This window comes from Pseudomonas sp. 06C 126, from assembly GCF_001855215.1.
Classification (GTDB): Bacteria; Pseudomonadota; Gammaproteobacteria; order Pseudomonadales; family Pseudomonadaceae; genus Aquipseudomonas; species Aquipseudomonas proteolytica.
In genome coordinates this window covers 1-24,454 of sequence record NZ_MIFU01000082.1, presented here as the reverse complement: position 1 = coordinate 24,454, position 24,454 = coordinate 1, and the positions used below count along the sequence as shown (strand labels likewise).

Below are 24,454 nucleotides of genomic sequence, written 5' to 3'. Positions count from 1 at the left end.
CTAAACCACCGGGCTGCGCGCCAGTTCCCGCAGCCATGGCAAGACCCGCAAGCCGCTGACCGGTGACGGCGGGTCGATGATGCCCATGAAGTGTTCCAAGGCGACACTGTCGAGCGCGCCTGGCAAACGCATCAGGACCAGGGGCGCAAGAGAGACCGCTGGCTCCAGGTCCTGGTCGGCATAGACCAGCACATGGCGCACCTGCGGATGTTGCTGGCGCAGCACCCACTCCCCGCCGGCGCTGGCGGCCAGGCCCGCATGGATGACCAGCACATCGAAGGGCTCGGCCGGGATGTCGGTGAGGATCAGTACTTCCTCGACAGTCTGCACCGGGACGATCCGGTAATAGCCCAACTGGTTAAGCATTTTTTCGATGTGCAGCCGTTGCAGGTGCTGTTCATCAGCGATCAGGATGGTCAGTGCTTTGGTGGGCATGGCAAGTCCCTGAGCAGGTCGCGCTCGTGGCCGGAAGGAGCGCGCTACTGTTCCAGACATAAATGGTCTACAAAATCAGCGGAGTTCCCCCAGAGCGTAGGATTTCTCCCAAATCCTACCTTTGAGCATGATCGCAGTAGTCCGTCAGGGCCTGATGCAACTGGTCAATGGCTTGCTGCACGCCCGCCACCGCAGCGGCCAATGCCTGAGGGTCGCGCTGTTCACAGGCGGCTTCCAGCGCCTCACAGTGGCTGACCAATACCTGGGCCGAGACCAGGCGCGCGCCGCCCTTGGTGCGATGAGCCAGGTCATGCAACTGGGCATAGTCGTGTTTATTGGCCAACGCCTGCAGTAGCGTACGGTCGGCGGCAAGGCTTTCGAGCAGGGGGGCCAGCAACTCCTTGATGGCGTCCACGTCGGAGCCGGTCAACGCCAGCAACCGACTCAAGTCCATATCCGGCATGACGTCAGCCTGCACTTCGGCCTGGACCGACGGCTTGGCGGTACGTGACGCAAGCGCGGCATGCAGGTCCTCCAGCCCCGTGGGCTTGAACAGGCAACCATCCATCCCTGCCGCCAGGCAACGCTCGGTTTCTTCGGGCTGGGCGTTGGCGGTAAACCCCAGCAACAGGCAAGGCGCCAATCCCCGGGCACGCTCATCGGCACGGATTTCCCGCGCCAGGTCATAGCCATTTTTCAGCGGCATATTGCAGTCCGTGATCACCCCGTCGAAACGCTCGGCCTGCCAGCGCTCCAGGCCTTGCACACCATCGTTGGCGGTGGTGATGCGGTGCCCCAGGAAGCTCAGTTGCCGGGTCAGCAATTGGCGGTTGGCGGGGTAATCATCCACCACCAGGATGTTCAACATGTGAGCTGGCGACGCGTCCAGTGCAACCGACTCATGCTCGGCGCTGGTGCTGGACGCCACCGCCAGGGACAGCGTGACCTCTACGCGGGTCCCCTGCCCCAGCCGGCTGCTCAATTTCAGTTGGCCGCCCATCATTTCACACAGGCTGCGGCTAATCACCAGGCCCAGGCCGGAGCCACTGCGCGCCGACTGGTCGGTGTTGCGCCCCTGGACAAACGGATTGAACAGCCGCGCCTGGTCCTCGACGCTGATACCCACCCCGCTGTCTTCCACCACCAGCCGCAGGCTCACGTAGCCATTGGCGACTGCCGGCGAGCCTCTGGCGCACAAATGCACATGGCCCTTGGCAGTAAACTTGATGGCATTGCTCAACAAATTGGAGACCACCTGCTTGAAGCGCAACGGGTCGATCATCACGTAACGGTCCACCAGCGGGTCCAAATCAACCTTGAGCATCAGGCCCTTGGTCCGTGCCAGCCCTTCGAAGATGCGGGCCACCGAGGCCAGCAGTTCGCGCGGGTTCGACGGTTCCAGGGTCAGGGACAAGTGGCCGGACTCGATCCGGGCAATGTCGAGAATGTCGCCGATCAACTCCAGCATGCCCCGCGAAGCATCAGAGGCCACCGCCAGGGCATCGTGGTCGATACGGCCCTGCTCGGCGTTTTTCAGCGCCAACTCGATCATGCCGATCACCGCATTCATCGGCGTGCGGATCTCGTGGCTCATGGTCGCCAAGAACGTGGTCTTGGCCCGATTGGCGGCGTCTGCCCCCTCCTTGGCCTCCTGCAGTTGCCCCAGCAAACGCTGGCGCTCACTGACGTCCACCCAGCCGGCAATCATGCCCACGACCTTTTCGTCACCGTCGCGGTAAGGCAGCATCCAGTGATAAATGGTCAGGGTCGCCCCGCCCGGCACCTTGAGCACACGGTCGTGGATCTGCGGCTCTCCGCGCTCCATCAGGCGCAAGTAGTCTTCGTGGTAGGACTGGGCCTGGGGGTGGTTGCCGGTGTCAGTCTCGACCACGGTCTTGCCGATCACATCTTCGAGCCGGAAGCCGAACACATTGAGGTAGGCACTGTTGCATGCCATCAACCGGCCCAGGCGGTCACGCACATAAATCGGGTGCGGCGTGCCGTCGATCAGCACGCTCATAAAACGCATCTGGTCGCTCAGCGCGCGCTCGGCCTGGCCGCGCTTACGAATCAGGCTGCGCAGGTAAATCGCCCAACCCAGGGTGATCGTCAACAGCAGCGCGGCCACTGCGAACCCCTGGATAATCGTGTTGCGGTGACGTAGCCAGTAACTGTCATCAATCACCACTTCGCTACGCCAATGATTGGTCAGCTCATCCATCTCCTGGGGCGTGATACTCAAGAGCGCCTTGTCCAGGATCGAGTACAACTCCAACTGGCCGCGCCCCACACCAAAGGCCACTCGCGCGGGCTGCGAGCCGACCGTGCTGGTGATGCGCAGGCGATCACGGTAGTGCTGGGCGATGATGTAGCGCGCAATGATCAGCGCGTTGACCGTCGCGTCCGCCGTGCCACTGACGACCAACGCCATGGCCTGCGCGGAATCCTCGGCGTCCACCAAGTGGATATCGGGATATTCGCGGCTGATGATCTCGCGCTGGACGCTGCCGCGGATGACCGCCAGGCGCTTGCCCGCCATGTCCTCGATGGTGATCGGACGGCTGCCATCGTCGCGCGAGATCAGCACAAACGGGTTGTTCAGGTACGGGCGAGTAAAGCGGATCAGGTCCTCACGGGCCATGCTCGGGGTGATGAACGCGATCATGTCCGCGCTGCCCTCGCTGACTTGGCTGACTTGACGGGGCAGTGACTCACCACGCACCACATCGAACTTCAGGCCGGTGCGCAAGCTGATCTGGGCCAGCACTTCGGCGCTCAAGCCTTGCAGTTGCCCGTGCTCATTGAAAAAAGACAACGGCTGGAACTTGTCGAGCGCCGTCACCTTGACCCGTGGGTGCTTGTCCAGCCAACGCTGCTCACTGGCGCTCAGACGCAGGCGCTCGCGGCCAACCACCCCCAGGTTGCCCGCGCTCCAGCGCCGCAGGATTTCCATCTGCTCACTGACCGGAATCATCTCCAGCGCCGCATTGACGATGCGCAGCAGACGCAGATTGTCGCCGTCGACCGCGAACGCGAAGGGGTTGACCTCCAGGCTGGAAAAATCAGCCATGCGCACGTTATTGAGATGGTTTTTGTTGATCAGATAATTGGTGCTGATGGCATCGCCCAGATAAACGTCCGCCTGGCCGAAGGCGACGGCACCAATGGCCTCGAAGGTCGAGGGGTAAAGCTGCAAGGAGGCGTTGGCGTAATAGGCGGCCACTACCTCGGGCTGCATGTAGTGATAGAGCATGGCCAGGCGCTTGCCCTCAAGCTCGGCGCCCAGGGCCTGGCTGTCACCGACACGCGTCACCAGGGTCGGCTGGTCGTTAGCGTACGAGCGCGAAAGCTTCAATTGCCGATCCGCCGCCTCGTAGCCATTGGCTGTGCCCAGGAAGTCCACCTCACCACGCTTGAGAGCCGCGATGACGTCGTCCCGATGCTCGTAGCGCTGGACCTGGATGGTCACGTTCAACATCTGCGCGATCAATGCCGCGTAATCGGCGGTGATGCCCTCCAGTTCGTCGTTGTTGTTCGTCAGATCGAAAGGCGCATAGTCCGGGGCGGACACCCCCATGACCAGCGTGCGGCGCTCGCGCAGCCAACGCCAGTCCGTCTCTTTGAGGTGCACCTGCGGGACGTCGAAACTCGAGTGCCCCAACAGGTGCAGTTGCTGTGGCGCGCCCAGCGCCACGTTGATAATGAGTGACAGGCTCGCCAGCCAGAGTACCGCGAGCCACTTGCCAAGAGACGTCGACATGTCAGATCAGGTGGTTACGCTGAGCGAACTTGGACAGATGAACCACCGAAGACATGCGCAACTTCTCCTTCAACCGTGTTTTGTAAGTGCTGATGGTCTTGTGGCTCAACAGCATGTCCTGGGCGATCTCCTTGTTGCCCAGGCCCAACGCCAATTTTTGCAATACCGTTAGCTCCCGGTCAGAAAGCGCTTCGACCAGTTGCAGTTCCGTGGTCTGCAAGTCGTCCTTGCGCACGGAGCTGGTCGGCAGGCTGGGGAAACAGCTGTAGTTGGACATGACCGCCTTGATGGCCTTCTGCAACTCATCCAATTCACCGGTTTTCGCGACAAATCCCATCGCCCCGGCGCGCATGCAACGAGCCGAGAAAAAAACCGCCAGATACGAGGTCAGTACCAGAATCTTGCAGGGCAGGCCCAAGGTCTTGACCCGGCTTATCACCTCCAGCCCGCCCAACTTGGGCATCGCCAAATCCAGAATGAGCAGGTCAGGCCGCTCCTCCCTGGCAATCTGTAAGGCATCAGCGCCGTTGCCAGCCTCGAAAATCTTGTCAAAGCCTTCCTGGCGCAACAGGTACTTGACGGTTGCACGAATGAACGGATGATCATCCACGATTAATGCTTTGCTCATGCGACTCCCTGGGAAGACACCACCGATTAGTTGCATTACTGGCGCCTTGCCATTCTTGCGGCGCCAATACCCTTACACATCACACGAAACCCCTGTACCTGTGAAAAGTACCAGTTCCGACCAGCGGCACTGTCTACACAGAACGTTTCAACGGAACCTGGCTAGGTGCAACGGCGCAACATTAACAACGCGACGATGCCTTAACCGAAGGGAAAATCCGACCATTACGTAGGACTAATCCTCACTAGAGCGTAGTCAAATATACGCAAAAAGCCGCCTCCCCCCTCTAAGGAGCATCCCTTTCAAGGTGTATGAGAAACCGGTTTTGACTAGTTCCGATCAGTTTGGGACAACCGCCGAGTTGTGGGGAGCGGGCTTGTTGTGGAGAGCAGGCTTATTGTGGAAGGCGGGCTTGTTGTGGAAGGCGGGCTTGTTGTGGCGAGCGGGCTTGCCCCGCGCTGGGCTGCGCAGCAGCCCCAATAAGGTCCACCCATTTTTTCAGGGACACCGAGGTGGCTGGTTTTGGGGCTGCTGCGCAGCCCAGCGCGGGGCAAGCCCGCTCGCCACAACAAGCCGGCTCTCCACAACAAGCCCACTCGCCACAGCCCCTGCAGGCGCTGTAAGCCTTTGCCGTCAGTCCGTGGTGCTGGGGCTCCAGAACGCTTGCACCACCAGGGTCGACTGTGAGATCCGTGTGACCAGGGCATCCAGTTCGTCGCCATCCACCGAGTTGGCCGCCAGGGTGGCCTCAATCTCGACCTCGTCACTGCCAAAGGGCCTTACGTCGACATCACTGGCTGGGTAGTTACAGCGCGCCAGTTCCGACTCCAGCAACGCCATCACCGCTTGCTGCTGGGTACGCCGGGCGATCACGTAGAGGATGTTGGTGACCTCGGCAGACACCACATCCAGCGGCTGGCGGTTGATGTTATTGACGATCGGGCGCAGCAGCGTGTTGGCCGCCAGCACAAACATCGTGCCCAGGAACGCCTCGAGGATCAGGTCTGCACCGGCGCAGGCGCCCACGGCGGCGGACGTCCACAGCGTGGCTGCGGTATTGAGCCCGCGCACGTTGCCCTCCTCGCGCATGATCACCCCGGCGCCGAGAAAGCCAATACCCGACACCACATACGCCACCACTCGCACGGCGCCTTCGGCCCCGGCCAGGCGGTTGGCCATGTCGACAAAGATCGCCGCCCCCACCGCCACCAGTACGTTGGTGCGCAGCCCCGCCGTGCGCTGGCGGAACTGGCGCTCAAAGCCGATCAGCCCGCCCAGAATAAAGGCGGCACTAAGACTGACCACGGTGTCGATCAGGGAATCCAGATTGATGTTGTTGAGGGCTTGCATGATGAATCTCCCTTTGATTGCCCGCAGAATCAGCGTCGAAAAAAGGGGGATAAGGCAGGAACCAGGGAGGTTCGCCACCGAAATACCGCTTCTCGCTTTAACGGCGAGGCAACGGCACGAAGATGCGCGTCAGCTGGCCAAGCCTGGTCGACAACTGTCACTCGAAAGTCTGTTCACGAAAGTCTGCGCTATGGTTGAAAACCGGCGCAGCTTACGCCCGCAGTCTGCGCGAGCAAAGTGACAGTGCGGCGAATCGGCGGGTTCTTCAGCAAGGGTTCAGGCAAGGGTCGCTCCCGCGGGCACGGGAACGACCCTCCAGGCTGTCAGCTCGCGGTGGCCAGCAGCACGTCACGCACCGAACGCCCCTGGCCCAGGTGCCGATCATGTTGATGCAGCGACGCGGCAATCTCATCGGCACGAATCGGCAGGATCGACAGCAAGGTATCGCTCAAGCCATGGCTGGCCTGGCTGAAACCCTGCATGTAGATACCGGCCTTGCAGCGCTCGTCGGTGACCACGCGGTAGTCGCGGCTCACTTCAAACTCACCCATGTAGGCTTCGAGCGGCGCCAGCAACTGGCGATGCATCTGCCGCTCATAACCTGTGGCCAGGACCACCGCATCGTAGTGATTGATCACGGTCTCGCCGGTAGCGTTGTGACGCACCACCAACTCGATGCCCAAGGGCCCGGCACTGGCTTTTTCCACGGTGGTCAGGGTACGGAAGGCGTGACGGGCGATGCCCGAGACTTTCTGCCGGTAGAAAATCCCGTAGATGCGCTCGATCAGGTCCAGGTCCACCACCGAATAGTTGGTGTTGTGGTACTCGTTGACCAGGCGTTCGCGCTCGCTGCTGGGCTGCTGGAACACCAGGTCGGTGAACTCCGGGGAGAACACTTCGTTGACGAACGGGCTGTCATCGGCAGGCTTGAGGGCCGAACCGCGCAGGATGATATCCACCTGCACCGAAGGGAAGCTGTCGTTCAGATCGATAAACGCCTCCGCCGCGCTCTGCCCGCCGCCGATGATCGCAATGCGCATTGGCTTGCCCTCGACACAGGGCTGCTGGGCCATGCGCGCCAGGTACTGGGAATGGTGGAACACCCGCCCGTCATCCTTGAGCGCCTTGAACGCCTCGGGGATACGTGGCGTGCCACCGGCACTGACCACCACCGAGCGCGCGGTGCGCACCAGTTGCTCGCCGTGGGCATCCCGGGAGATCACCCGCAGCGCCTCGACCTGCTGCTGATGCAGGATCGGCTCGATGGCCAGCACTTCTTCGCCATAGCGGCTCTGCTCGGTGAACTGCCCGGCGACCCAGCGCAGATAGTCGTTGTACTCCATGCGGCACGGGTAGAACGTGCCCAGGTTGATAAAGTCCACCAGGCGCCCGTGGGCCTTGAGGTAATTGACGAAGGAATAGGGGCTGGTGGGGTTGCGCAGGGTCACCAGGTCCTTGAGGAAGGAAATCTGCAACTCGCTCTGGCTCACCAGGGTGTTGCCGTGCCAGCGGTAGTCGGCCTGCTTGTCGAGAAACAGTACATCGAGCTTGCCCTGGGCTTTCTCGCGCTCTTGCAGGGCGATGGCCAGCGCCAGGTTCGAAGGACCGAAACCAATACCGATCAGGTCGTGAACCGCGGGCGATGCAATTGCCTGTGTCATTCCAGTGTCCTCTGGATAAGCCCCGTGGCGGTGGGGCGGAAAGCCTGGGCGACCTGCTGAACAACAGGCCATGTGTTGATAGGAAACGAGGACAATGAAAAAAAATTTAAGGCCCGCACCTGATTCACTCCAGCAGCCACGAAGGTAGCTGCCGTGGCCGCACAGTGATGGCAGTTTGGGCTCTTCTAATTTATAGTAATTCTCATCTAGATTTGAATTGCCTCACCCTCGCCGTCCAATACTGGCGTTTCGCCCAGCTGTAACGGCATATGTAAGCAGTTAAATTTCAGAGCAAATACCTCGTTTACCTGACAGCTTCCCGCGCCTGTCTCTGCCCTTGCGGGCGATTGAGTTGCGGTCCGAACTTTCCTGGCTGGAACCCGTGCATGAACCGTCCCCGACACACCCGGCGCGCTCTGCTGGCAGCACTTTGCCTGATCCCCGTGGCCGCCTTCGCCGCCTGGCAACTGATCCCGCCCGGTCGGGATAAATTTGCCACCCTGCAAGTACACCGGGGCGATATCGAAAGCAGCGTGACCGCCCTCGGCACCCTGCAGCCGCGGCGCTACGTCGATGTCGGCGCCCAGGCGTCGGGGCAGATCCGCCGGATTCACGTCGAAGCCGGCGCCCAGGTCAAGGAAGGCGACCTGCTGGTCGAGATCGATCCCGCCACCCAACAAGCCAAGCTCGACGCCACTCGCTACTCCATCGCCAATCTGCAAGCCCAACTGCAGGAGCAGCACGCGCAAAACCGCCTGGCGCAGCAGAAATTCCAGCGCCAGCAACGTCTGGCCGCAGGTGGCGCCACCCGCGATGAAGACGTGCAGACTGCCCAGGCCGAACTGGACGCCACCCAGGCACGCATCAACATGTTCAAGGCCCAGATCAGCCAGGCCCAGGCCACGCTGCGGGTCGACCAGGCCGAGCTGGGCTACACGCGCATCTACGCGCCGATCTCCGGCACGGTAGTCGCCGTGGATGCCCGCGAAGGCCAGACCCTCAACAGCCAGCAGCAGACGCCGCTGATCCTGCGGATCGCCAACCTGTCGCCCATGACCGTCTGGGCGGAAGTTTCGGAAGCTGATATCGGCCATGTCGAACCTGGCATGCAGGCCTATTTCACAACCCTGAGCGGTGGCAACCGGCGCTGGACCAGCACCGTGCGCCAGATCCTGCCGGTCCCCCCCAAGCCCCTGAACGAAACCAGCCAGGGCGGTGGCAGCCCCAGCAGTTCGAGCAAAAGTGGCAGCGGCCGCGTGGTGCTCTATACCGTGCTGCTGGATGTCGACAATGCCGATAACGCTTTGATGGCGGAAATGACCGCCCAGGTGTTTTTCGTCGCCAGTCGCGTCACCAATGCGCTGACTGCGCCGGTCGCAGCCCTGCAAGGCGGCACCCGCCCCGACATGCAATTGGCCCGCGTGGTGGCCAAGGACGGCAGCATCGAAGACCGCGAGGTGCGGGTCGGTATCAGTGATCGCCTGCGCATCCAGATCCTCGATGGCCTCAACGAAGGCGATCACCTGCTGATCGGCCCCGCCCAAAGCAGCGGAGGCTGAATGTTGACGCCGCTGATCGAACTTCGGGACATCCGCAAATCCTACGGTGGCGGTGATGCGCCTCAGGTCGACGTGCTGCGCGGGATCGACCTGTCGATCCATGCCGGGGAATTCGTGGCGATTGTCGGTGCCTCGGGCTCCGGCAAGTCCACCTTGATGAATATCCTCGGCTGCCTCGACCGCCCCACCGTCGGCCAGTACCTGTTCGCCGGGGAAAACGTTGCTCAACTAGACACCGACGAACTGGCCTGGCTGCGCCGCGAGGCCTTTGGCTTTGTATTCCAGGGCTACCACCTGATCCCCTCCGGCTCAGCCCAGGAAAACGTCGAGATGCCGGCGATCTATGCCGGCACGCCCGCCGCCGAGCGCCACGCCCGCGCCGCCGCACTGCTGACCCGCCTGGGGCTGGCCGGGCGCACCGGCAACCGCCCGCACCAACTGTCCGGCGGCCAGCAGCAACGGGTGTCGATTGCCCGGGCCTTGATGAACGGCGGCCATATCATCCTCGCCGACGAACCCACCGGCGCCCTCGACAGCCATAGTGGCGCCGAGGTCATGACCCTGCTCGACGAGCTGGCCAGCCAGGGTCACGTGGTGATCCTGATTACCCATGACCGCGAAGTGGCGGCCCGGGCCAAGCGCATCATCGAAATCCGCGACGGCCTGATCATCAGCGACACCCCCAACACCCACGACCAACCTGCCGCCGAGCCCAACCCCAAGGCCCTGCAAGCGGTGGACCTGCGCCAACGCCTGGCCGATGGCGCCGAGCACAACGGTGCGTGGAAAGCCGAACTGCTGGACGCGGTGCAGGCAGCCTGGCGGGTGATGTGGATCAACCGCTTCCGCACGGCCCTGACCCTATTGGGGATTATTATCGGCGTAGCCTCGGTGGTGGTGATGCTTGCGGTGGGTGAAGGCAGCAAACGCCAGGTCATGGCGCAGATGGGCGCCTTTGGCTCCAATATCCTTTATGTCAGCGGCTCGGCGCCCAACCCGCGCACACCGCCCGGCATCATCACCATGAACGACGTCGCCGCGATGGCCGCGCTGCCACAGGTCAAGCGCATCATGCCGGTCAATGGCGCGGAGGCCGGAGTGCGTTTCGGCAACGTCGACCACATGGCCTACGTGGGTGGCAACGACACCAACTTCCCGGCGATCTTCAACTGGCCGGTGGTCGAGGGCAGCTACTTCACCGAGGCTGACGAACGCGCCGCCGCGACCGTCGCGGTCATTGGCAAGCGGGTGCGCGACAAGCTGTTCAAGGACCTCCCCAGCCCTATCGGCCAATACATCCTGATCGAAAACGTGCCGTTCCAGGTGATCGGTGTGCTCGCCGAAAAAGGTGCCAGTTCCGGCGACAAGGACAGCGACGACCGTATCGCCATCCCCTACTCCGCCGCGAGTATCCGCCTGTTCGGCAGCTACAACCCGGAATACGTGGTGATTGCCGCCGCCGACGCGCGCAAGGTGCATGAGGCAGAAAAAGCCATCGACCAGTTGCTGCTGCGCTTGCACAACGGCAAGCGCGATTTCGAACTGACCAACAACGCCGCGATGATCCAGGCCGAGGCGCGGACCCAGAACACCCTGTCGCTGATGCTGGGTTCGATTGCCGCCATCTCGCTGCTGGTGGGCGGCATCGGGGTGATGAACATCATGCTGATGACCGTACGCGAACGCACCCGGGAAATCGGCATCCGCATGGCCACCGGCGCTCGACAGCGGGACATCCTGCGCCAGTTCCTCACCGAAGCGGTGATGCTCACGGTGGTTGGCGGGGTGGCCGGGATCGGCCTGGCCCTGCTGGTGGGTGGCGCGCTGATCCTCAGCAGCGTGGCTGTCGCCTTCTCGCTGCCTGCCGCCTTGGGCGCCTTCGCCTGCGCCCTGGTCACCGGCGTCATCTTCGGCTTTATGCCCGCCCGCAAAGCAGCCCGGCTCGACCCGGTCACGGCCCTTACCAGTGAATGATCGCCCTATGAAAGCGCACTTGACCCTTGTCGCCGCCAGCGTGCTGCTGGCCGCATGCAGCAGCCCGGTGCAGCGCCCGGACAGCGGCCTGCAGCCACCCCCTGCCTGGGCCACCGCAAACCAGGCCAGCGCCCTGCACGCCAACCAGCAATGGTGGACAGCCTTCGCCAGCCCTCAGCTCGACCAACTGATCGAACAGGCTCGCAACGCCAGCTTCGACCTGGCCAGCGCCGTGGCGCGAGTGCGTCAGGCCCAGGCCGGCGCCGTGGTGGCCGGCGCACCGCTGCTGCCCGAACTCAAGGGCGGACTCAACGCCAACCGCCAGAAACTGCTGCGCGGCAAGGGCTACAGCGAACTGGACGCCGACAACAACAACGACGCGGTGGACTACTTCAATGCCAGCCTGACGGCCACCTACGAAATCGATTTCTGGGGTGGCCAGCGCGCCGCGCGCGACAGTGCCGAACTGGCGGTGCGCGCCAGTGAATTCGAGCGTGCCACGGTGGAGTTGACCCTGCTCAGCGGCGTGGCCACCACCTACACCCAGCTCCTGGCCCTGCACGAGCAACAACGCATCGCCGAACTGAACCTGGCCAATGCGCAGAACGTCCTTAAGCTGGTGCAGACCCGTTATGAAGCCGGCTCTGCCACCCAGCTTGAGCTGGCCCAGCAAAAGAGCCTGGTCGCCGCGCAGCAACGCCAGTTGCCAGAAGTACGCCAGCGTGCCGAGGCTGCCCGAATCAGCCTCGCCGCCCTGCTCGGCCAACCGGTGCAGGCGCTGCAACTGACGCCACAGGCCTTTGATCAACTGCGCTGGCCGAGCATCGCTGCCGGCGTGCCCAGCGACCTGCTCAGCCGCCGCCCGGACATCGCCAGTGCCGAAGCACAACTGGCGGCCGCCCAGGCCGACATCATTGTCGCCCGCGCCGCCATGCTGCCCAGCATCACCCTTACCGCCAACCTGGGCTCCGGCGCCAACCGCGCCGCGGATATGCTGCGCAACCCGTTCTACAACCTCACGGGCGGGCTGATCGCACCGATTTTCAACAACGGCCGCCTCAGCGCCGAACGTGACAAGGCCACGGCACGCCAGGATGAACTGCTGCAAACCTATCGCGCAGCGATCATCAATGGCTTTGCCGATGTGGAAAAAGCCCTGAGCAGCATTCGCCGGCTGGACGAACAACGCCAGTGGCAGCGCGAGGAGCTGGACCAGGCGCAGACCGCGTTCCGCATCGCCCAAAGCCGCTACGAGGCTGGCGCGGAGGACTTGCTTACCGTACTGGAAACCCAGCGCACGCTGTATGCCGCCCAGGATTTGAACGTGCAACTGCGCCAGGCGCGGTTGGCGGCGAGTATTGCGCTGTACAAGGCGCTGGGCGGCGGTTGGCAGGCGTCCGATATCTAACAGGTAGCGAGCTTGCTGTGGGGAGCGGGCTTGTTGTGGCGAGCGGGCTTGCCCCGCGCTGGGCTGCGAAGCAGCCCTAAAACCAGGTGCCTCGGTCTGCCTGAATAAACGCGGGGAGGTTTAGGGGGGGCCGCTCCGCAGCCCAGCGCGGGGCAAGCCCGCTCGCCACAACAAGCCCGCTCCCCACAGCAAGCCCGCGCCCCACAAAAAGCCAGCTAGCCACAATAAGCCCACACACGCGGCGGTCAAATCGTGCGTTCCTTGACCTTCAAATGCCGCGCATACCACGGCCGCTTGGGCACCTTGCGGAACAAGTCCTGCAGTTTGTCGTCATCGGCACCGAAGGTGATGCGCAATGCCAGTTTCATGGTTTCCGGGTCCATTTCCACGGTGCGGCCCATCTGCAGTCCCGGGGTGGTGCTGCAACCATGGGTATCCGGCCCCAGCCAAGGATCACCCACCTCAACCCAGCGCCCAGGCGCAAACCACGGCACACCATTGACCTCCAGGCGGTTCAGCTCACCCGGATGAAAGCGCTGATGGGCGCGAAACCAATCCTCAAGGCGATCATCGATCCAACCGTGAAAATGCCAGAACACCGGGTTTACATGGGAGGAAAACGGGTCGCCCAAAAAGTCATTCTCCGGCTCATACCAACGCGCCGCAAAATCCGCCGGATCCCGGGCAAAGGGCACCGGCGCGCCGTTGGACGGGTCGCGCGGTACCGACGCCCAGCGCATATGCAACCAATCGTGCAGCCCCAGCTCAACCTCAGAGCCAAACTGGCCCAGGGTCAACTTGGCCAGGTAACGCGGGTCGCGGTACTGCGACTCCCACACCTGGAAGTTGCTGTGATAGGTCTCGGCCGCCTTGATATCACTGACCCACTGGCTGTACTGCTCGTCGCCACTGGCCGTCCAGGTCGGCGGCAGTGCGAAGCCATCGTGATTGTCGAAGTAGCGCGCAAAGCCCTGGCGATCACGCTCAAGCTCTGGCTGGGGCTGCGGGAAGCGCGGCCAGGACGGTAAGTCCTGCAGGGAACGCGCGGTGCCAAGCATGTGCCGGTGCATGAAGAAAAAGTCGATACCCGAGCCATTGCGATCCTTGCGCGGGCCACGGGCGTCGCGCTCGTTATCCCGTGGCCCGGGCTGCCAACCGATACCGCGCAGGGCATTGCGCTTGTCTTCGGGCAGCTTGTGCCACTGGTCCCGCGAGGCGTGCCAGAGCTGGTGGAACAGGCGGTGCTCGGGGGCTATCAACCAGGCCAGTAGCGCAGGGTTCAGGCCGATTCGTTCGCGGGCTTCGGGGAACAACTGCTTGGTGGCGACAAACCGGTTATCCAGCTCCAACGCTGCCAGGGGCCGGTCGAGGCTGAGGATCTGCCCGCTGAGGGTGCCGCTGCCAGCATTGCCGAAACTGTCCCAGACTTCGTCCAGGCTCATCTTGAATTCATAGGCCGGCATGCCATCTGGCGAGTCGCGGTCGATCAGGCGCCAGTACAGCAGCGCTGCATTGCCCGGAACCAGATCACCCAGGACCTGATAGCGCGGCTCATCCGGCCCCCGCAGGTGCCCAGCGGTGTCCAGGTAGCCGCGCACGCCACGGCCACGCGGTGCGATATCAATAAACAGTTGCAGATCGTCGAGGGGCAAGCCTTGCAACCCGGCATCACGCCCTTCCAGGCGCAGGCTCCAGATCCCGCGCAGGCTGTTCGCCAACTGCTGGCCGGCGGCGTCCGCCAGGTCCACCGTGGCTTCCTCGGGCGTGATGGGGAACTCCTCACGCGTCAACTCGCGATGGGCATAAAAGGCTGCAGGTACGGCGGCGCCGGTCAGCGCCAGGCCTGCGATAAACCCTCGTCGAGAAATCGTCATGTTCCTACCTGTGTCAGCCTTGGAGCAGGCTTTATCCAAGCTAGAACGTTTTGCCGGACAGCAAATTTACTGTGGGAGCCGGCTCCCACCGTTGATGGTGGGGATACTTAAATTTTCCGGGCCTGCGCTCGTTCTTCCCAGATAGCAAAGGCCCCTTGCGCCTGCACCTCAAAGGCGAACCGACTGAGATGGCAATGACAAAACCACGTTCGAAAAAGGCTCTATACATCGGTCTGCCCTTGGCCCTGGCCATCGCTGCCGGCGCAGGCTTTGCCTGGGACCACTGGTTTCGCGGCAACGCCGGCTATTCGCTGGAAGTGATCAAGCAGGCCAATGAACTGCAGGACCGTCTGCTTTCGTTCGACAGCCATATCACCGTGCCCCTGGACTTCGGCACCGCCGGCCATGAAGCAGACAAGGACGGCAGCGGCCAGTTCGACCTGGCCAAGGCCAGTCGCGGGCGCCTGTCGGGGGCGGCGCTGACGGTGTTCGGCTGGCCCGAACTGTGGAATGGCCCCAACGCGCCGCACAAACCCACCGCAGGCTTTGTCGACGAGGCCCGAAACCAGCAAGAGGTGCGCTACAAGATCATTACCGGCATGGTTCGTGACTTTCCCAACCAGGTGGGCATTGCCTACACCCCGGCCGATTTCCGCCGCCTGCATGGCGAGGGCAAGTTTGCGATCTTTATCAGCATGCTCAACGCCTACCCCCTGGGCAATGACCTGAACCTGCTGGACATGTGGACGGCGCGGGGCATGCGCATGTTCGGCTTCAGCTACATCGGCAATAACAGCTGGGCCGACTCTTCGCGCCCGCTGCCGTTTTTCAATGACTCGCCGGACGCCCTCGGCGGCCTCTCACCCATCGGCAAGCAAGCGGTGCAGCGCCTGAACGACCTGGGCGTGATCATCGACGTGTCGCAAATGTCCACCACCGCCCTGGAGCAAGTGGCGCAGTTGAGCCGCACGCCCATGGTCGCGTCCCACTCCGCGCCCCGCGCCTCAGTGGATATCCCGCGCAACCTCAGCGACAAAGAACTGCAACTGATCAAGAACAGCGGCGGCGTGGTGCAAGTGGTGGCGTTCGGCGGGTATCTGCGCCCGCTGAGCCAACCGATCCAGGACAAGCTCAACGCACTGCGCGCGCGTTTCGACCTGCCGCCCCTGCCCAACCTGGCGATGGCCCTGATGCCCGGCGACCCGATCATTGCCGCCTGGCCGGAACAGAAGTTCGGCGAATACGCCAGCGAGCTCTACGCCATTCTCGAAGAGGAGCCCAAGGCCAGCCTCAAGGACCTGGGAGATGCCATCGACTACACCGTGCGCAAGATTGGTATCGACCACGTCGGTATCGCCTCGGACTTCAACGAAGGCGGCGGCGTCAAGGGCTGGAACGATGTGAGTGAGGTGCGCAACGTGACCGCCGAACTGCTCACCCGTGGCTACTCCGAAGCCGATATCGCCAAGCTGTGGGGCGGCAACTTCCTGCGGGTGTGGGAGCAGGTGCAACAGTCCGCCAAGCCCGGCGTGCCGCCAAGCGAGCAGATGCCATGAGCGACCGCCGCACCTTTCTCAAACAGGCTGGCATCCTCGCCGCCAGCCTGCCGTTGGGGGCCAGCCTGGACGTTCAGGCCGCCAGCGCCAAGGCACCCGCCGATAAGTGGGCCAGCCTGCGCCAACTGTTCGACCAGGACCCGAACTACATCCACTTCTCCAACTTCCTGATCACCTCCCACCCAAGGCCGGTACGCGAGGCCATCGAGCGCCACCGCGCCGCCATTGACCGCAACCCCGGCCTGACCATGGATTGGGACCTGCAGGAACCCTGGAAACGCGAAGGCCAGGTGCGTGAATGGGCCGCGCGTTATCTGCAGGCCAAGCCCGGCCAGATCGCCCTCACCGGCAGCACCACCGAAGGGCTGGCGATGATCTACGGCGGCCTGCGCGTGCGCCCCGACCAGGAAATCCTGACCACCGAGCACGAACACTTTTCCACTGACAGCATCCTCGCGTTCCGCACCCAGCGTGACGCCACCCAAGTGCGCAAGATCAAACTGTTCGCCAACGCCCACCACGTGTCGGTCGATGAAGTGCTGACGAGCATCGAGCGCAGTATCCGCCCCAATACCCGGGTGCTGGGCATGACCTGGGTCCAGTCGGGCAGTGGCGTGAAACTGCCGATCGGCGAAATCGGCCAACTGGTCAAGCGCCACAACCAGGGGCGTGACGAAAAGGACCGCATTCTCTACGTGGTGGATGGCGTGCATGGCTTTGGCGTCGAAGACCTGGCCTTCCCGGACATGCACTGTGACTTCTTTATTGCCGGCACCCATAAGTGGATGTTCGGGCCACGGGGCACCGGCCTGGTATGCGCCGCCTCGGAGCAAGTGACCAACCTCACCCCGAGCCTGCCGACGTTCTCCGAAGACACTGACTTTGCTACTTCCTTCTCCCCCGGCGGCTATCACGCCTTTGAGCACCGCTGGGCGCTGGATGAGGCCTTCAAGCTGCACCTGCAACTGGGCAAGGCCGAGGTCCAGCAGCGCATCCACAGCCTCAATACCTACCTCAAGGAACGCTTGCAGGCACGCCCGAACATCGAGCTGGTCACCCCCGCCAGCCCGCAACTGTCGGCCGGTTTCAGCTTCTTCCGGGTCAAGGGCCAGGACAGCGACAAGGTGGCCGCCTACCTGATGCGCAACCGGGTCATCAGCGACGCGGTGAACCGCGATGTCGGCCCGGTGGTGCGCACTGCGCCGGGCCTGCTCAATACCGAAGATGAAGTCGACCGCTTCCTGGCGCTGCTCGACAAAACCCTTTGACACCTTTTTCTTGTTATCGAGACGACTCATGAACGATGAACCGCTCACCCCAACGCTGCTCAAGTCCCTGGCCCTGACGGCATTGATGGCCTGCCTGGCGCCAGCCGCCCAGGCTGCAACACCGCCCAAGCCCGGCACTGTGTTCAAGGACTGCAAGCACTGCCCGGAAATGGTGGTGCTGCCCACCGGCACCTTCAAGATGGGCACCCCGGACGATGAAGTCGGCCGCCAGCCCGATGAGGGGCCGATCCATGACGTGACCTTCGCTAAACCCGTGGCCATCAGCCGCTTCCAGGTACTGGCCGGCGAGTGGGACCGTTTTATACGAGAGACCGGCTATAAAATGCCCGACGGCGACGACCGACCAGGGCGCAAATGCACGGCTGGCAAGCCCAGCTACCCCATCACCGCCAAGCATCCGGCCGTGTGCATGGACTTTGCCGAAGCCAATGCCTATGTCGCCTGGCTGTCGAAGAAAACCGGCAAGCACTACCGCCTGGTCAGCGAGTCCCTGCGCGAGTACGCCGCCCGGGGCGGTACCTCCGGGCCCTTCCCGTTCCCGTTCGACGAGGGTGAGAAATACGGCATCGCCAAGCACGCCAATACCTACGGGCCGGCGGATGGCTACAGCTACACCTCGCCCGCCGGCAGCTATGCGCCCAATGCGTTCGGTGTGTATGACATGCACGGTAACGTTTATGAATGGGTCGAAGACTGTGAACACGACAGCTATGTGGGCGCGCCCAGCGATGGCAGCGCCTGGCTGACCGGGCAATGCGAGGTGCGGCAGATTCGCGGCAACGACTGGGGCGAAGCGCCGATTTTTTCCCGTTCCGGCAACCGCAACAGCCTCTACTCCAATGTGCGTGGCGACTGGCTGGGCTTGCGGGTGGCACGGGACCTGTGAGCCTGCGCAACTCGGCGCGAGGCTAAATCGCGCCCCACCCGACTCGTCCTCCTACTATCGGCCTGCTAGCGGTAAACCTGCGCACGCAGGCCTTCACTTGCCCACAGCACGTAGCCACGTCGCGATCGAGGTAGTTTCATGACCGCAGCACCGCGCAGCGCCATTCGCGAACTCTTGAGCCTGCTCAAGCCCTATCGACGGATTGTCATTTCTTCCATCACCCTGGGCATCATCGGCGGCCTCAGCGTCACCGCGCTGCTGGCCACGGTCAACCGCGGCCTGCACAGCGCCGACGGCATGGGTACCGGCGTGGTCCTGGCCTTCGCCGGGCTGTGCCTGCTGGCCTTGCTCAGCAGTATCGGCGCCGATATCGGCACCAACTTCGTCGGGCAGAAGGTGATTGCCAAACTGCGCAAGGACCTCGGCGCCAAGGTGCTCGCCGCGCCCATCGAGCAGATCGAGCGCTATCGCACCCACCGCCTGATCCCGGTGCTGACCCACGACGTCGACACCATCAGCGACTTCGCCTTCGCTTTCGCCCCGTTGGCGATTTCCACCACAGTGATCCTTGGCTGCCTGGGCTACCTGGCGGTGCTGTCCTGGCCGATCTTCCTGATGACCCTGCTGGCCATCGGGATCGGTTCGGCGGTGCAGTTCGTGGCCCAAAGCAAAGGCATCAAGGGCTTCTACGCGGCCCGCGATGCCGAAGACAACCTGCAAAAACACTACTCGGCGATTGCCGAGGGCGCCAAGGAACTGCGCATCCACCGCCCGCGCCGGCACGCCATGCACACCCGCAATATCCAGGGCACTGCCGACCATATCTGCGATACCCATATCCGCTCGATCAATATTTTCGTGATCGCCAAGAGCCTGGGCTCGATGCTGTTTTTTGTGGTGATTGGCCTGGCGCTGACCCTGCAACAGTTCTGGCCCAGCTCGGACCCGGCGGTGATGAGCGGCTTTGTCCTGGTGCTGCTGTACATGAAAGGCCCGCTGGAAAACCTGATCGGCAACCTGCCGATCATCAGCCGCGCGCAAATTGCCTTCCGCCGCATTGCCGACCTGTCGGAGCGCTTCTCCTCGCCGGAACCGCACCTGCTGCTCGATGACGCCGACAAAAGCGTGCCGGTGATGAAGCACCTGGAACTGCGCAACGTGCAGTACGCCTTCCCGCCCGTGGAGGGCAGCGAGCCGTTCAAGCTGGGCCCGGTCAATTTGAGCATCGAGCCTGGGGAAATCCTGTTTATCGTCGGCGAAAACGGCTGCGGCAAGACCACCCTGATCAAGCTGCTGCTGGGCCTGTACACCCCGCAGCAAGGCGAAATCCGCCTCAACGGCCTGCCCGTGGACGCACTGGGCCTGGACGACTACCGCCAGATGTTCACCACGATCTTTGCCGACTACTTCCTGTTCGACGACCTGGTGCAGAACGACAAGGCCCTGCCCGACGACGCCACCCAATACCTGGAGCGCCTGGAGATCGCGCACAAGGTCAGCGTGCGCGACGGTGCGTTCACCACCACCGACCTGTCCACCGGGCAACGCAAGCGCCTGGCCCTGGTCAACGCCTGGCTCGATGAGCGCCCAGTGCTGGTGTTTGACGAGTGGGCGGCCGATCAGGACCCGACCTTCCGGCGGATTTTCTACACCGAGTTGCTGCCGGACCTCAAGCGCCTGGGCAAGACCATCATCGTCATCTCCCACGACGACCGTTACTTCGATGTGGCTGACCAACTGGTGCGCATGCAGGCCGGGCGCGTCATCAGCGAAAAAGCCTTTGCCTGATACCTGAGGCAGGCCTTCTGTGGCAATGAGCTTGCCTGTGGCGAGCGGGCTTGTCTGTGGCGAGCGGGCTTGCCCCGCGCTGGGCTGCGTAGCAGCCCCCCCTAAACGCCCCGCGTTTATTCAGACAAACCGAGGCGCCTGGTTTTAGGGCCGCTTCGCAGCCCAGCGCGGGGCAAGCCCGCTCGCCACGGACAAGCTCCCAGCACCGCAGACAATCTCCAGCAACCACAGACAAGCTCCCTAGCCACAGGCCATTGCGCCTAAATCTCATCGATCGATCTTCGTCTTCCTGACACAGCTTATTTCCTCTGCCGACGGCGACGAGATCGATCATGAACCAATTGAACCAACTTCCCGACGACGACCTGCTGGCCCTGTTGCTGGCCGATGAAGCCGGCGCCGGGCAGTCCATCCAGAGCCTCGCCGGGCATGACCCGGTACCGCTGTCGTTCGCCCAGCAGCGCCTGTGGTTCCTGCAACAGTTCGATCCCCAGAGCCATGCCTACAACCTGCCACGGGCGATTGCCCTCAAGGGCCCGGTGGACGCGCGCGCCCTGGAAGCGGCCCTGAATCGGGTGATCGATCGCCACGACATCCTGCGCACGGCCTTTCGCGACACCGACGGCACACCCCTGCAAGTCATCGAACCTGGCGCGCGCCTGACCCTGCTGGAAGAGGACCTAAGCACCCTGGATAACCAGCAGCGCGACCTGCAACTGCAACAGCGCATCCGCCAGCACGCCACCCAACCCTTCGACCTGCGCCAGGCGCCGCTGATTCGCAGCACCCTGCTCAAACAGGCCGAGCAGCACTACGTGCTGCTGCTCAACATGCATCACATCGTCTCGGACGCGTGGTCCAACCCGATCCTGATCCACGACCTGGCCAGCGCCCTGCGCGAACCGGGCCAGGCCCTGCCGCGCCCGGCCATCCAGTACGCCGACTACGCCCAGTGGCAGCGCCAGGACTACCCGCTGACGCCGCAACACAGCTTAGCTGCGCAGTATTGGAAAGCCTGCCTGGGCGACGAGATCCCCACCCTGGAGCTGCCCCGCGAGCGCCTGGAACAACACGCAGGCGCCGGCCATCATGGGCACGCGCTGCCCGCCCTGTTGAGCGAGCGTTTGCAGACTTTTTGCCAGCAACAGGGCGTGACACCCTTCGTGGTGCTCCTGGGTGCCTGGCAGCTGCTGCTGGGGCGCTACAGCGGCCAAGTCGACTTCACCGTCGGCGTGCCCAACGCCACCCGCAACCAGGCGCAGATCCAGGACCTGGTGGGCTTTTTTGTCAGCAGCCAGGTGTATCGCGCGCGACTGGCGCCCGAACAAACCTGCAGCGCGTTCCTCCAGGGCCTGCGCCAGCAATCCCTCGCTGCCCTGGAACATGCCGACTACCCCATCGAGCTGATCCTCGAAGACCTGCACCTGCAACGCAGCCCCCAGGCCAACCCGCTGTTCCAGACCCTGTTCAACTGGCGTGTCGGCGCCGTGCAGGAGGCGGCCCTGCACCTGGGCCCGCTGCAATTGAGTTTTATGGACAGCCACCCGCTGCAGGCCAAGTTCGACCTGTCGCTGGATGTGGAATACAGCCAGCAGCAGATCACTGCGCATTTTGAATACGACGCCGCTTGCTTCGCCCCAGCGACCATTGCCACCCTGGCCGGGCACTTCCAGAACCTGGTGCAGGCGATGCTCGAGCAGCCCCAGGCACGGATCGGCGAACTGCCGATGCTCAGCGCCGAGGAGCGTGGCCAGCAGTTGGCGCAGTGGAATGCCACGGCGGTCCATTACCCCAACGCCGCACCGGTGCATGTCTTGCTCGCGGAACAAGCCGAACGCCTGCCCCATGCCGTTGCCGTGGAGTTCGGCAACCAGCAACTGACCCTGGACCAGCTCAACCGCCGCGCCAACCAACTGGCCCATAAGCTGCTGGAACTGGGCGTCGGCCCCAATACCTGCGTGGGCCTTGGCCTGGAACGCAGCCTGGAAATGGTGATCGCCCTGCTGGCCGTGCTCAAGGCCGGCGGCGCCTATGTCCCGCTGGACCCGGCCTACCCCGCCGACCGCCTGGCCTACATGATCAATGACAGCGGCATCGGCCTGCTGCTGACCCAAAGCAGCCTGGCATTGCCCGTCCCGGACCGCCTGCCGTCCCTGAGCCTGGACCAGGACAGCGACTGGCTGGAAGGTTATGACAGCGCCAACCCACCGGTCACGGTCAGCGCCGATCACCTGGCGTACATGATCTACACCTCCGGCTCCACCGGGCAGCCCAAGGGCGTGCAAGTGCGCCATGGCGCCCTGACCAATCATATGCTCTGGATGCAGGGCGAATTGGGCCTGAGCGCTGCGGACCGGGTCTTGCAAAAAACCGCCTTCAGCTTCGACGCCTCGGTGTGGGAATTCTGGCTGCCATTGCTCAACGGTGCGCAGCTGGTCCTAGCGTCCAGCGAACTGTCCGCAGACCTGTCGATGCTCTGGTCGCAAGTGGCCGCCCAGCGCATCAGCGTGTTGCAAATGGCCCCTTCGCTGCTGCAAGCCTTGCTTGCCGATGAACAGGGCGCGCAGATGCAATTCTTGCGTTTGCTGCTGCTCGGCGGCGAAGCCCTGGGCACCGCGTTGGTGGCACAATTGCGCGAGCGCTGGAACGGCCGCCTGTGCAACCTCTACGGCCCAACCGAAGCCACCATCGACACCACGTTGTTTGATGTCGACCGCCTGCCAGAGGGCGCCATCGCCCCTATCGGCCGCCCCATCGCCAACGTGCGCACCTACCTGCTCGATCATGACCTGCAGTTGTGCCCGGTGGGCACCCACGCCGAGCTGCTGATCGGCGGCGACTCCCTGGCGCAGGGCTACCACCAGCGCCCGGGCCTGACCGCCGAACGCTTTATTCCCGACCCGTTTGCCGGCAATGGCGCGCGCCTGTACCGCAGCGGCGACCTGACCCGCTACCGCGCCGATGGGGTCATCGACTACATCGGGCGCATCGACCATCAGGTCAAAATCCGCGGTTTGCGCATCGAACTGGGGGAAATTGAAGCGCAACTGCTGCAACACCAGACGGTGCGCGAAGCCGTGGTCATCGCCCACCCAGCCCCGGGCGGCGCGCAGTTGGTGGGCTATGTGGTGCCAACAGAACCGGCAACGGACATCACCCGCCAGGACGCCTTGCGCGACACCCTCAAGGCCCACCTCGGCGAACACCTGCCGGACTACATGGTCCCCGGCCACCTGCTGATCCTGGCGCAATTACCCCTGACTCCCAACGGCAAGCTCGACCGCAAGGCCCTGCCGGCCCCCGATGCCAACCAGGCCCTGCACGCCTACGTGGCCCCGCAAAACGAAGTGCAACAACGCATCGCAGGCATCTGGCAAGACGTGCTCAAACTGGAAAAAATCGGCCTGAACGACAACTTCTTCGAACTGGGCGGCGACTCCATCATCTCTATCCAGGTCGTCAGCCGCGCGCGCCAGGCCGGCATCCACTTCACCCCCAAGGACCTGTTCCAACACCAGACCATCCAGGGCCTGGCCAGCGTGGCGAAAAACCAGGGCCAGGGCCTGGCGATCGACCAGGGCCCGGTCACGGGTTTGGCACCGCTGCTACCGATCCAACACCTGTTCTTCGACACCGACATCCCCGAGCGCCACCACTGGAACCAGTCCGTGCTGCTCAAACCCGCCACAACCCTGGACCCGCACCTACTGGAACAGGCCCTCAACGCCCTGATCCAACACCACGACGCCCTGCGCCTGCGCTTCACCCAGACCGACTCTGGCTGGAACGCTGAATACCGCCCGCAAACCGCGTCGGTGCTGTGGCAAACCCGCATCGACGACGCCACACAGTTGCAATCTTTGGGCGACGAAGCCCAACGCAGCCTCGACCTGCAACATGGGCCGCTACTGCGCGCGGTACTGGTGGGTTTGAAGGACGGCAGCCAGCGGTTGCTGTTGGCTATTCACCACCTGGTGGTGGATGGGGTGTCGTGGCGGATTTTGTTTGATGATTTGCAGATGGCTTATCGTCAACTGCAAGCGGGTCAGACGATCGGGCTGCCGGAAAAGACCAGCGCCTACAAGACCTGGGGTGAGAAGTTGCTGGGGTATGGGCAGAGGGCTGAGTTGCAACAGGAACTGACGTACTGGACGCAGCAACTAGACGACACCAGCCACGACCTGCCACACGCAAACCCTGAAGGCAGCCAGCGGCACACCCAGGCGACGACTGTCGATATCCAACTCAGCAAAACCCTGACCCAACAACTTCTGCAAGTCGCACCC

The 24,454-nt window shown here is 63.2% G+C and carries 14 protein-coding genes; 8 read left to right on the top strand and 6 right to left on the bottom strand.

Annotated features, from left to right (window positions below; translation table 11 throughout):
• From BHC62_RS12770 to BHC62_RS12745, 5 genes are all read right to left on the bottom strand, one after another.
• The gene (locus BHC62_RS12770; protein ID WP_029293111.1) at window positions 1-435 is read right to left on the bottom strand and encodes a hypothetical protein; all 435 of its coding nucleotides are present in this window, start codon (window positions 433-435) and stop codon (window positions 1-3) included.
• Between the two features lie 115 nt (window positions 436-550).
• Window positions 551-4,195: a transporter substrate-binding domain-containing protein gene (locus BHC62_RS12765; RefSeq protein ID WP_070995224.1), complete on the bottom strand. Its 3,645-nt coding sequence runs from the start codon at window positions 4,193-4,195 to the stop codon at window positions 551-553.
• A gap of 1 nt (window position 4,196) precedes the next feature.
• Window positions 4,197-4,823 (bottom strand): response regulator transcription factor, encoded by a 627-nt coding sequence (locus BHC62_RS12760; RefSeq protein ID WP_029293115.1) that lies wholly within the window; start codon window positions 4,821-4,823, stop codon window positions 4,197-4,199.
• A 633-nt stretch (window positions 4,824-5,456) separates the two neighbouring features.
• Entirely contained in the window at window positions 5,457-6,173 is a 717-nt protein-coding gene (locus tag BHC62_RS12755) for an MgtC/SapB family protein (protein ID WP_029293117.1), read from the bottom strand.
• Window positions 6,174-6,496: 323 nt separating this feature from the next.
• The gene (locus tag BHC62_RS12745; protein WP_029293121.1) at window positions 6,497-7,834 is read right to left on the bottom strand and encodes a lysine N(6)-hydroxylase/L-ornithine N(5)-oxygenase family protein; all 1,338 of its coding nucleotides are present in this window, start codon (window positions 7,832-7,834) and stop codon (window positions 6,497-6,499) included.
• Window positions 7,835-8,220: 386 nt separating this feature from the next.
• Here BHC62_RS12745 and BHC62_RS12740 point away from each other — a divergent pair, with 386 nt between their 5' ends.
• Genes BHC62_RS12740 through BHC62_RS12730 form a run of 3 tightly spaced genes read left to right on the top strand, consistent with a single transcriptional unit; the run spans window position 8,221 to window position 12,775 of the window.
• Window positions 8,221-9,393, top strand: a complete 1,173-nt coding sequence (locus BHC62_RS12740; protein ID WP_070995223.1) for an efflux RND transporter periplasmic adaptor subunit — start codon at window positions 8,221-8,223, stop codon at window positions 9,391-9,393.
• Complete coding sequence (locus tag BHC62_RS12735; protein WP_029293127.1) at window positions 9,394-11,367, top strand: MacB family efflux pump subunit; 1,974 nt, start codon at window positions 9,394-9,396, stop codon at window positions 11,365-11,367. It begins immediately after the preceding gene.
• Between the two features lie 7 nt (window positions 11,368-11,374).
• Complete coding sequence (locus tag BHC62_RS12730) at window positions 11,375-12,775, top strand: efflux transporter outer membrane subunit (protein WP_070995222.1); 1,401 nt, start codon at window positions 11,375-11,377, stop codon at window positions 12,773-12,775.
• A 245-nt stretch (window positions 12,776-13,020) separates the two neighbouring features.
• On the opposite strand, the gene BHC62_RS12725 is transcribed toward BHC62_RS12730, so the two are convergent.
• Window positions 13,021-14,649, bottom strand: coding sequence for a PvdJ/PvdD/PvdP-like protein (locus tag BHC62_RS12725; RefSeq protein ID WP_070995221.1), 1,629 nt, complete (start codon window positions 14,647-14,649; stop codon window positions 13,021-13,023).
• A 194-nt stretch (window positions 14,650-14,843) separates the two neighbouring features.
• On the opposite strand from BHC62_RS12725, the gene pvdM reads away from it, so the two are divergent.
• The 5 genes from pvdM to BHC62_RS12700 form a co-directional block, all read left to right on the top strand.
• On the top strand, window positions 14,844-16,205 hold the full coding sequence (gene pvdM / locus BHC62_RS12720) for a pyoverdine-tailoring dipeptidase-like protein PvdM (protein ID WP_070995220.1): 1,362 nt from the start codon (window positions 14,844-14,846) through the stop codon (window positions 16,203-16,205).
• Complete coding sequence (locus BHC62_RS12715; RefSeq protein WP_070995219.1) at window positions 16,202-17,473, top strand: aminotransferase class V-fold PLP-dependent enzyme; 1,272 nt, start codon at window positions 16,202-16,204, stop codon at window positions 17,471-17,473. The genes pvdM and BHC62_RS12715 overlap by 4 nt, the downstream gene beginning before the upstream one ends.
• 28 nt (window positions 17,474-17,501) lie before the next feature.
• A complete protein-coding gene (locus BHC62_RS12710) occupies window positions 17,502-18,380 on the top strand; it encodes a formylglycine-generating enzyme family protein (RefSeq protein WP_029293137.1) in 879 nt (292 codons plus the stop codon).
• 138 nt (window positions 18,381-18,518) lie between these two features.
• Window positions 18,519-20,168 carry a cyclic peptide export ABC transporter gene (locus BHC62_RS12705; RefSeq protein ID WP_070995218.1) on the top strand — a complete coding sequence of 550 codons (1,650 nt, stop codon included), beginning with the start codon at window positions 18,519-18,521 and terminating at the stop codon, window positions 20,166-20,168.
• 332 nt (window positions 20,169-20,500) lie between these two features.
• A partial coding sequence (locus BHC62_RS12700) for a non-ribosomal peptide synthetase (protein ID WP_143007534.1) occupies window positions 20,501-24,454 on the top strand: 3,954 nt, incomplete at its 3' end.

Excerpts from the sequence above, each read along its gene's own strand:
- BHC62_RS12770 (WP_029293111.1), bottom strand. The coding sequence starts at position 435 with ATGCCCACCAAAGCACTGACCATCCTGATCGCTGATGAACAGCACCTG.
- BHC62_RS12765 (WP_070995224.1), bottom strand. The coding sequence starts at position 4,195 with ATGTCGACGTCTCTTGGCAAGTGGCTCGCGGTACTCTGGCTGGCGAGC.
- BHC62_RS12760 (WP_029293115.1), bottom strand. The coding sequence starts at position 4,823 with ATGAGCAAAGCATTAATCGTGGATGATCATCCGTTCATTCGTGCAACC.
- BHC62_RS12755 (WP_029293117.1), bottom strand. The coding sequence starts at position 6,173 with ATGCAAGCCCTCAACAACATCAATCTGGATTCCCTGATCGACACCGTG.
- BHC62_RS12745 (WP_029293121.1), bottom strand. The coding sequence starts at position 7,834 with ATGACACAGGCAATTGCATCGCCCGCGGTTCACGACCTGATCGGTATT.
- BHC62_RS12740 (WP_070995223.1), top strand. The coding sequence starts at position 8,221 with ATGAACCGTCCCCGACACACCCGGCGCGCTCTGCTGGCAGCACTTTGC.
- BHC62_RS12735 (WP_029293127.1), top strand. The coding sequence starts at position 9,394 with ATGTTGACGCCGCTGATCGAACTTCGGGACATCCGCAAATCCTACGGT.
- BHC62_RS12730 (WP_070995222.1), top strand. The coding sequence starts at position 11,375 with ATGAAAGCGCACTTGACCCTTGTCGCCGCCAGCGTGCTGCTGGCCGCA.
- BHC62_RS12725 (WP_070995221.1), bottom strand. The coding sequence starts at position 14,649 with ATGACGATTTCTCGACGAGGGTTTATCGCAGGCCTGGCGCTGACCGGC.
- pvdM (WP_070995220.1), top strand. The coding sequence starts at position 14,844 with ATGACAAAACCACGTTCGAAAAAGGCTCTATACATCGGTCTGCCCTTG.
- BHC62_RS12715 (WP_070995219.1), top strand. The coding sequence starts at position 16,202 with ATGAGCGACCGCCGCACCTTTCTCAAACAGGCTGGCATCCTCGCCGCC.
- BHC62_RS12710 (WP_029293137.1), top strand. The coding sequence starts at position 17,502 with ATGAACGATGAACCGCTCACCCCAACGCTGCTCAAGTCCCTGGCCCTG.
- BHC62_RS12705 (WP_070995218.1), top strand. The coding sequence starts at position 18,519 with ATGACCGCAGCACCGCGCAGCGCCATTCGCGAACTCTTGAGCCTGCTC.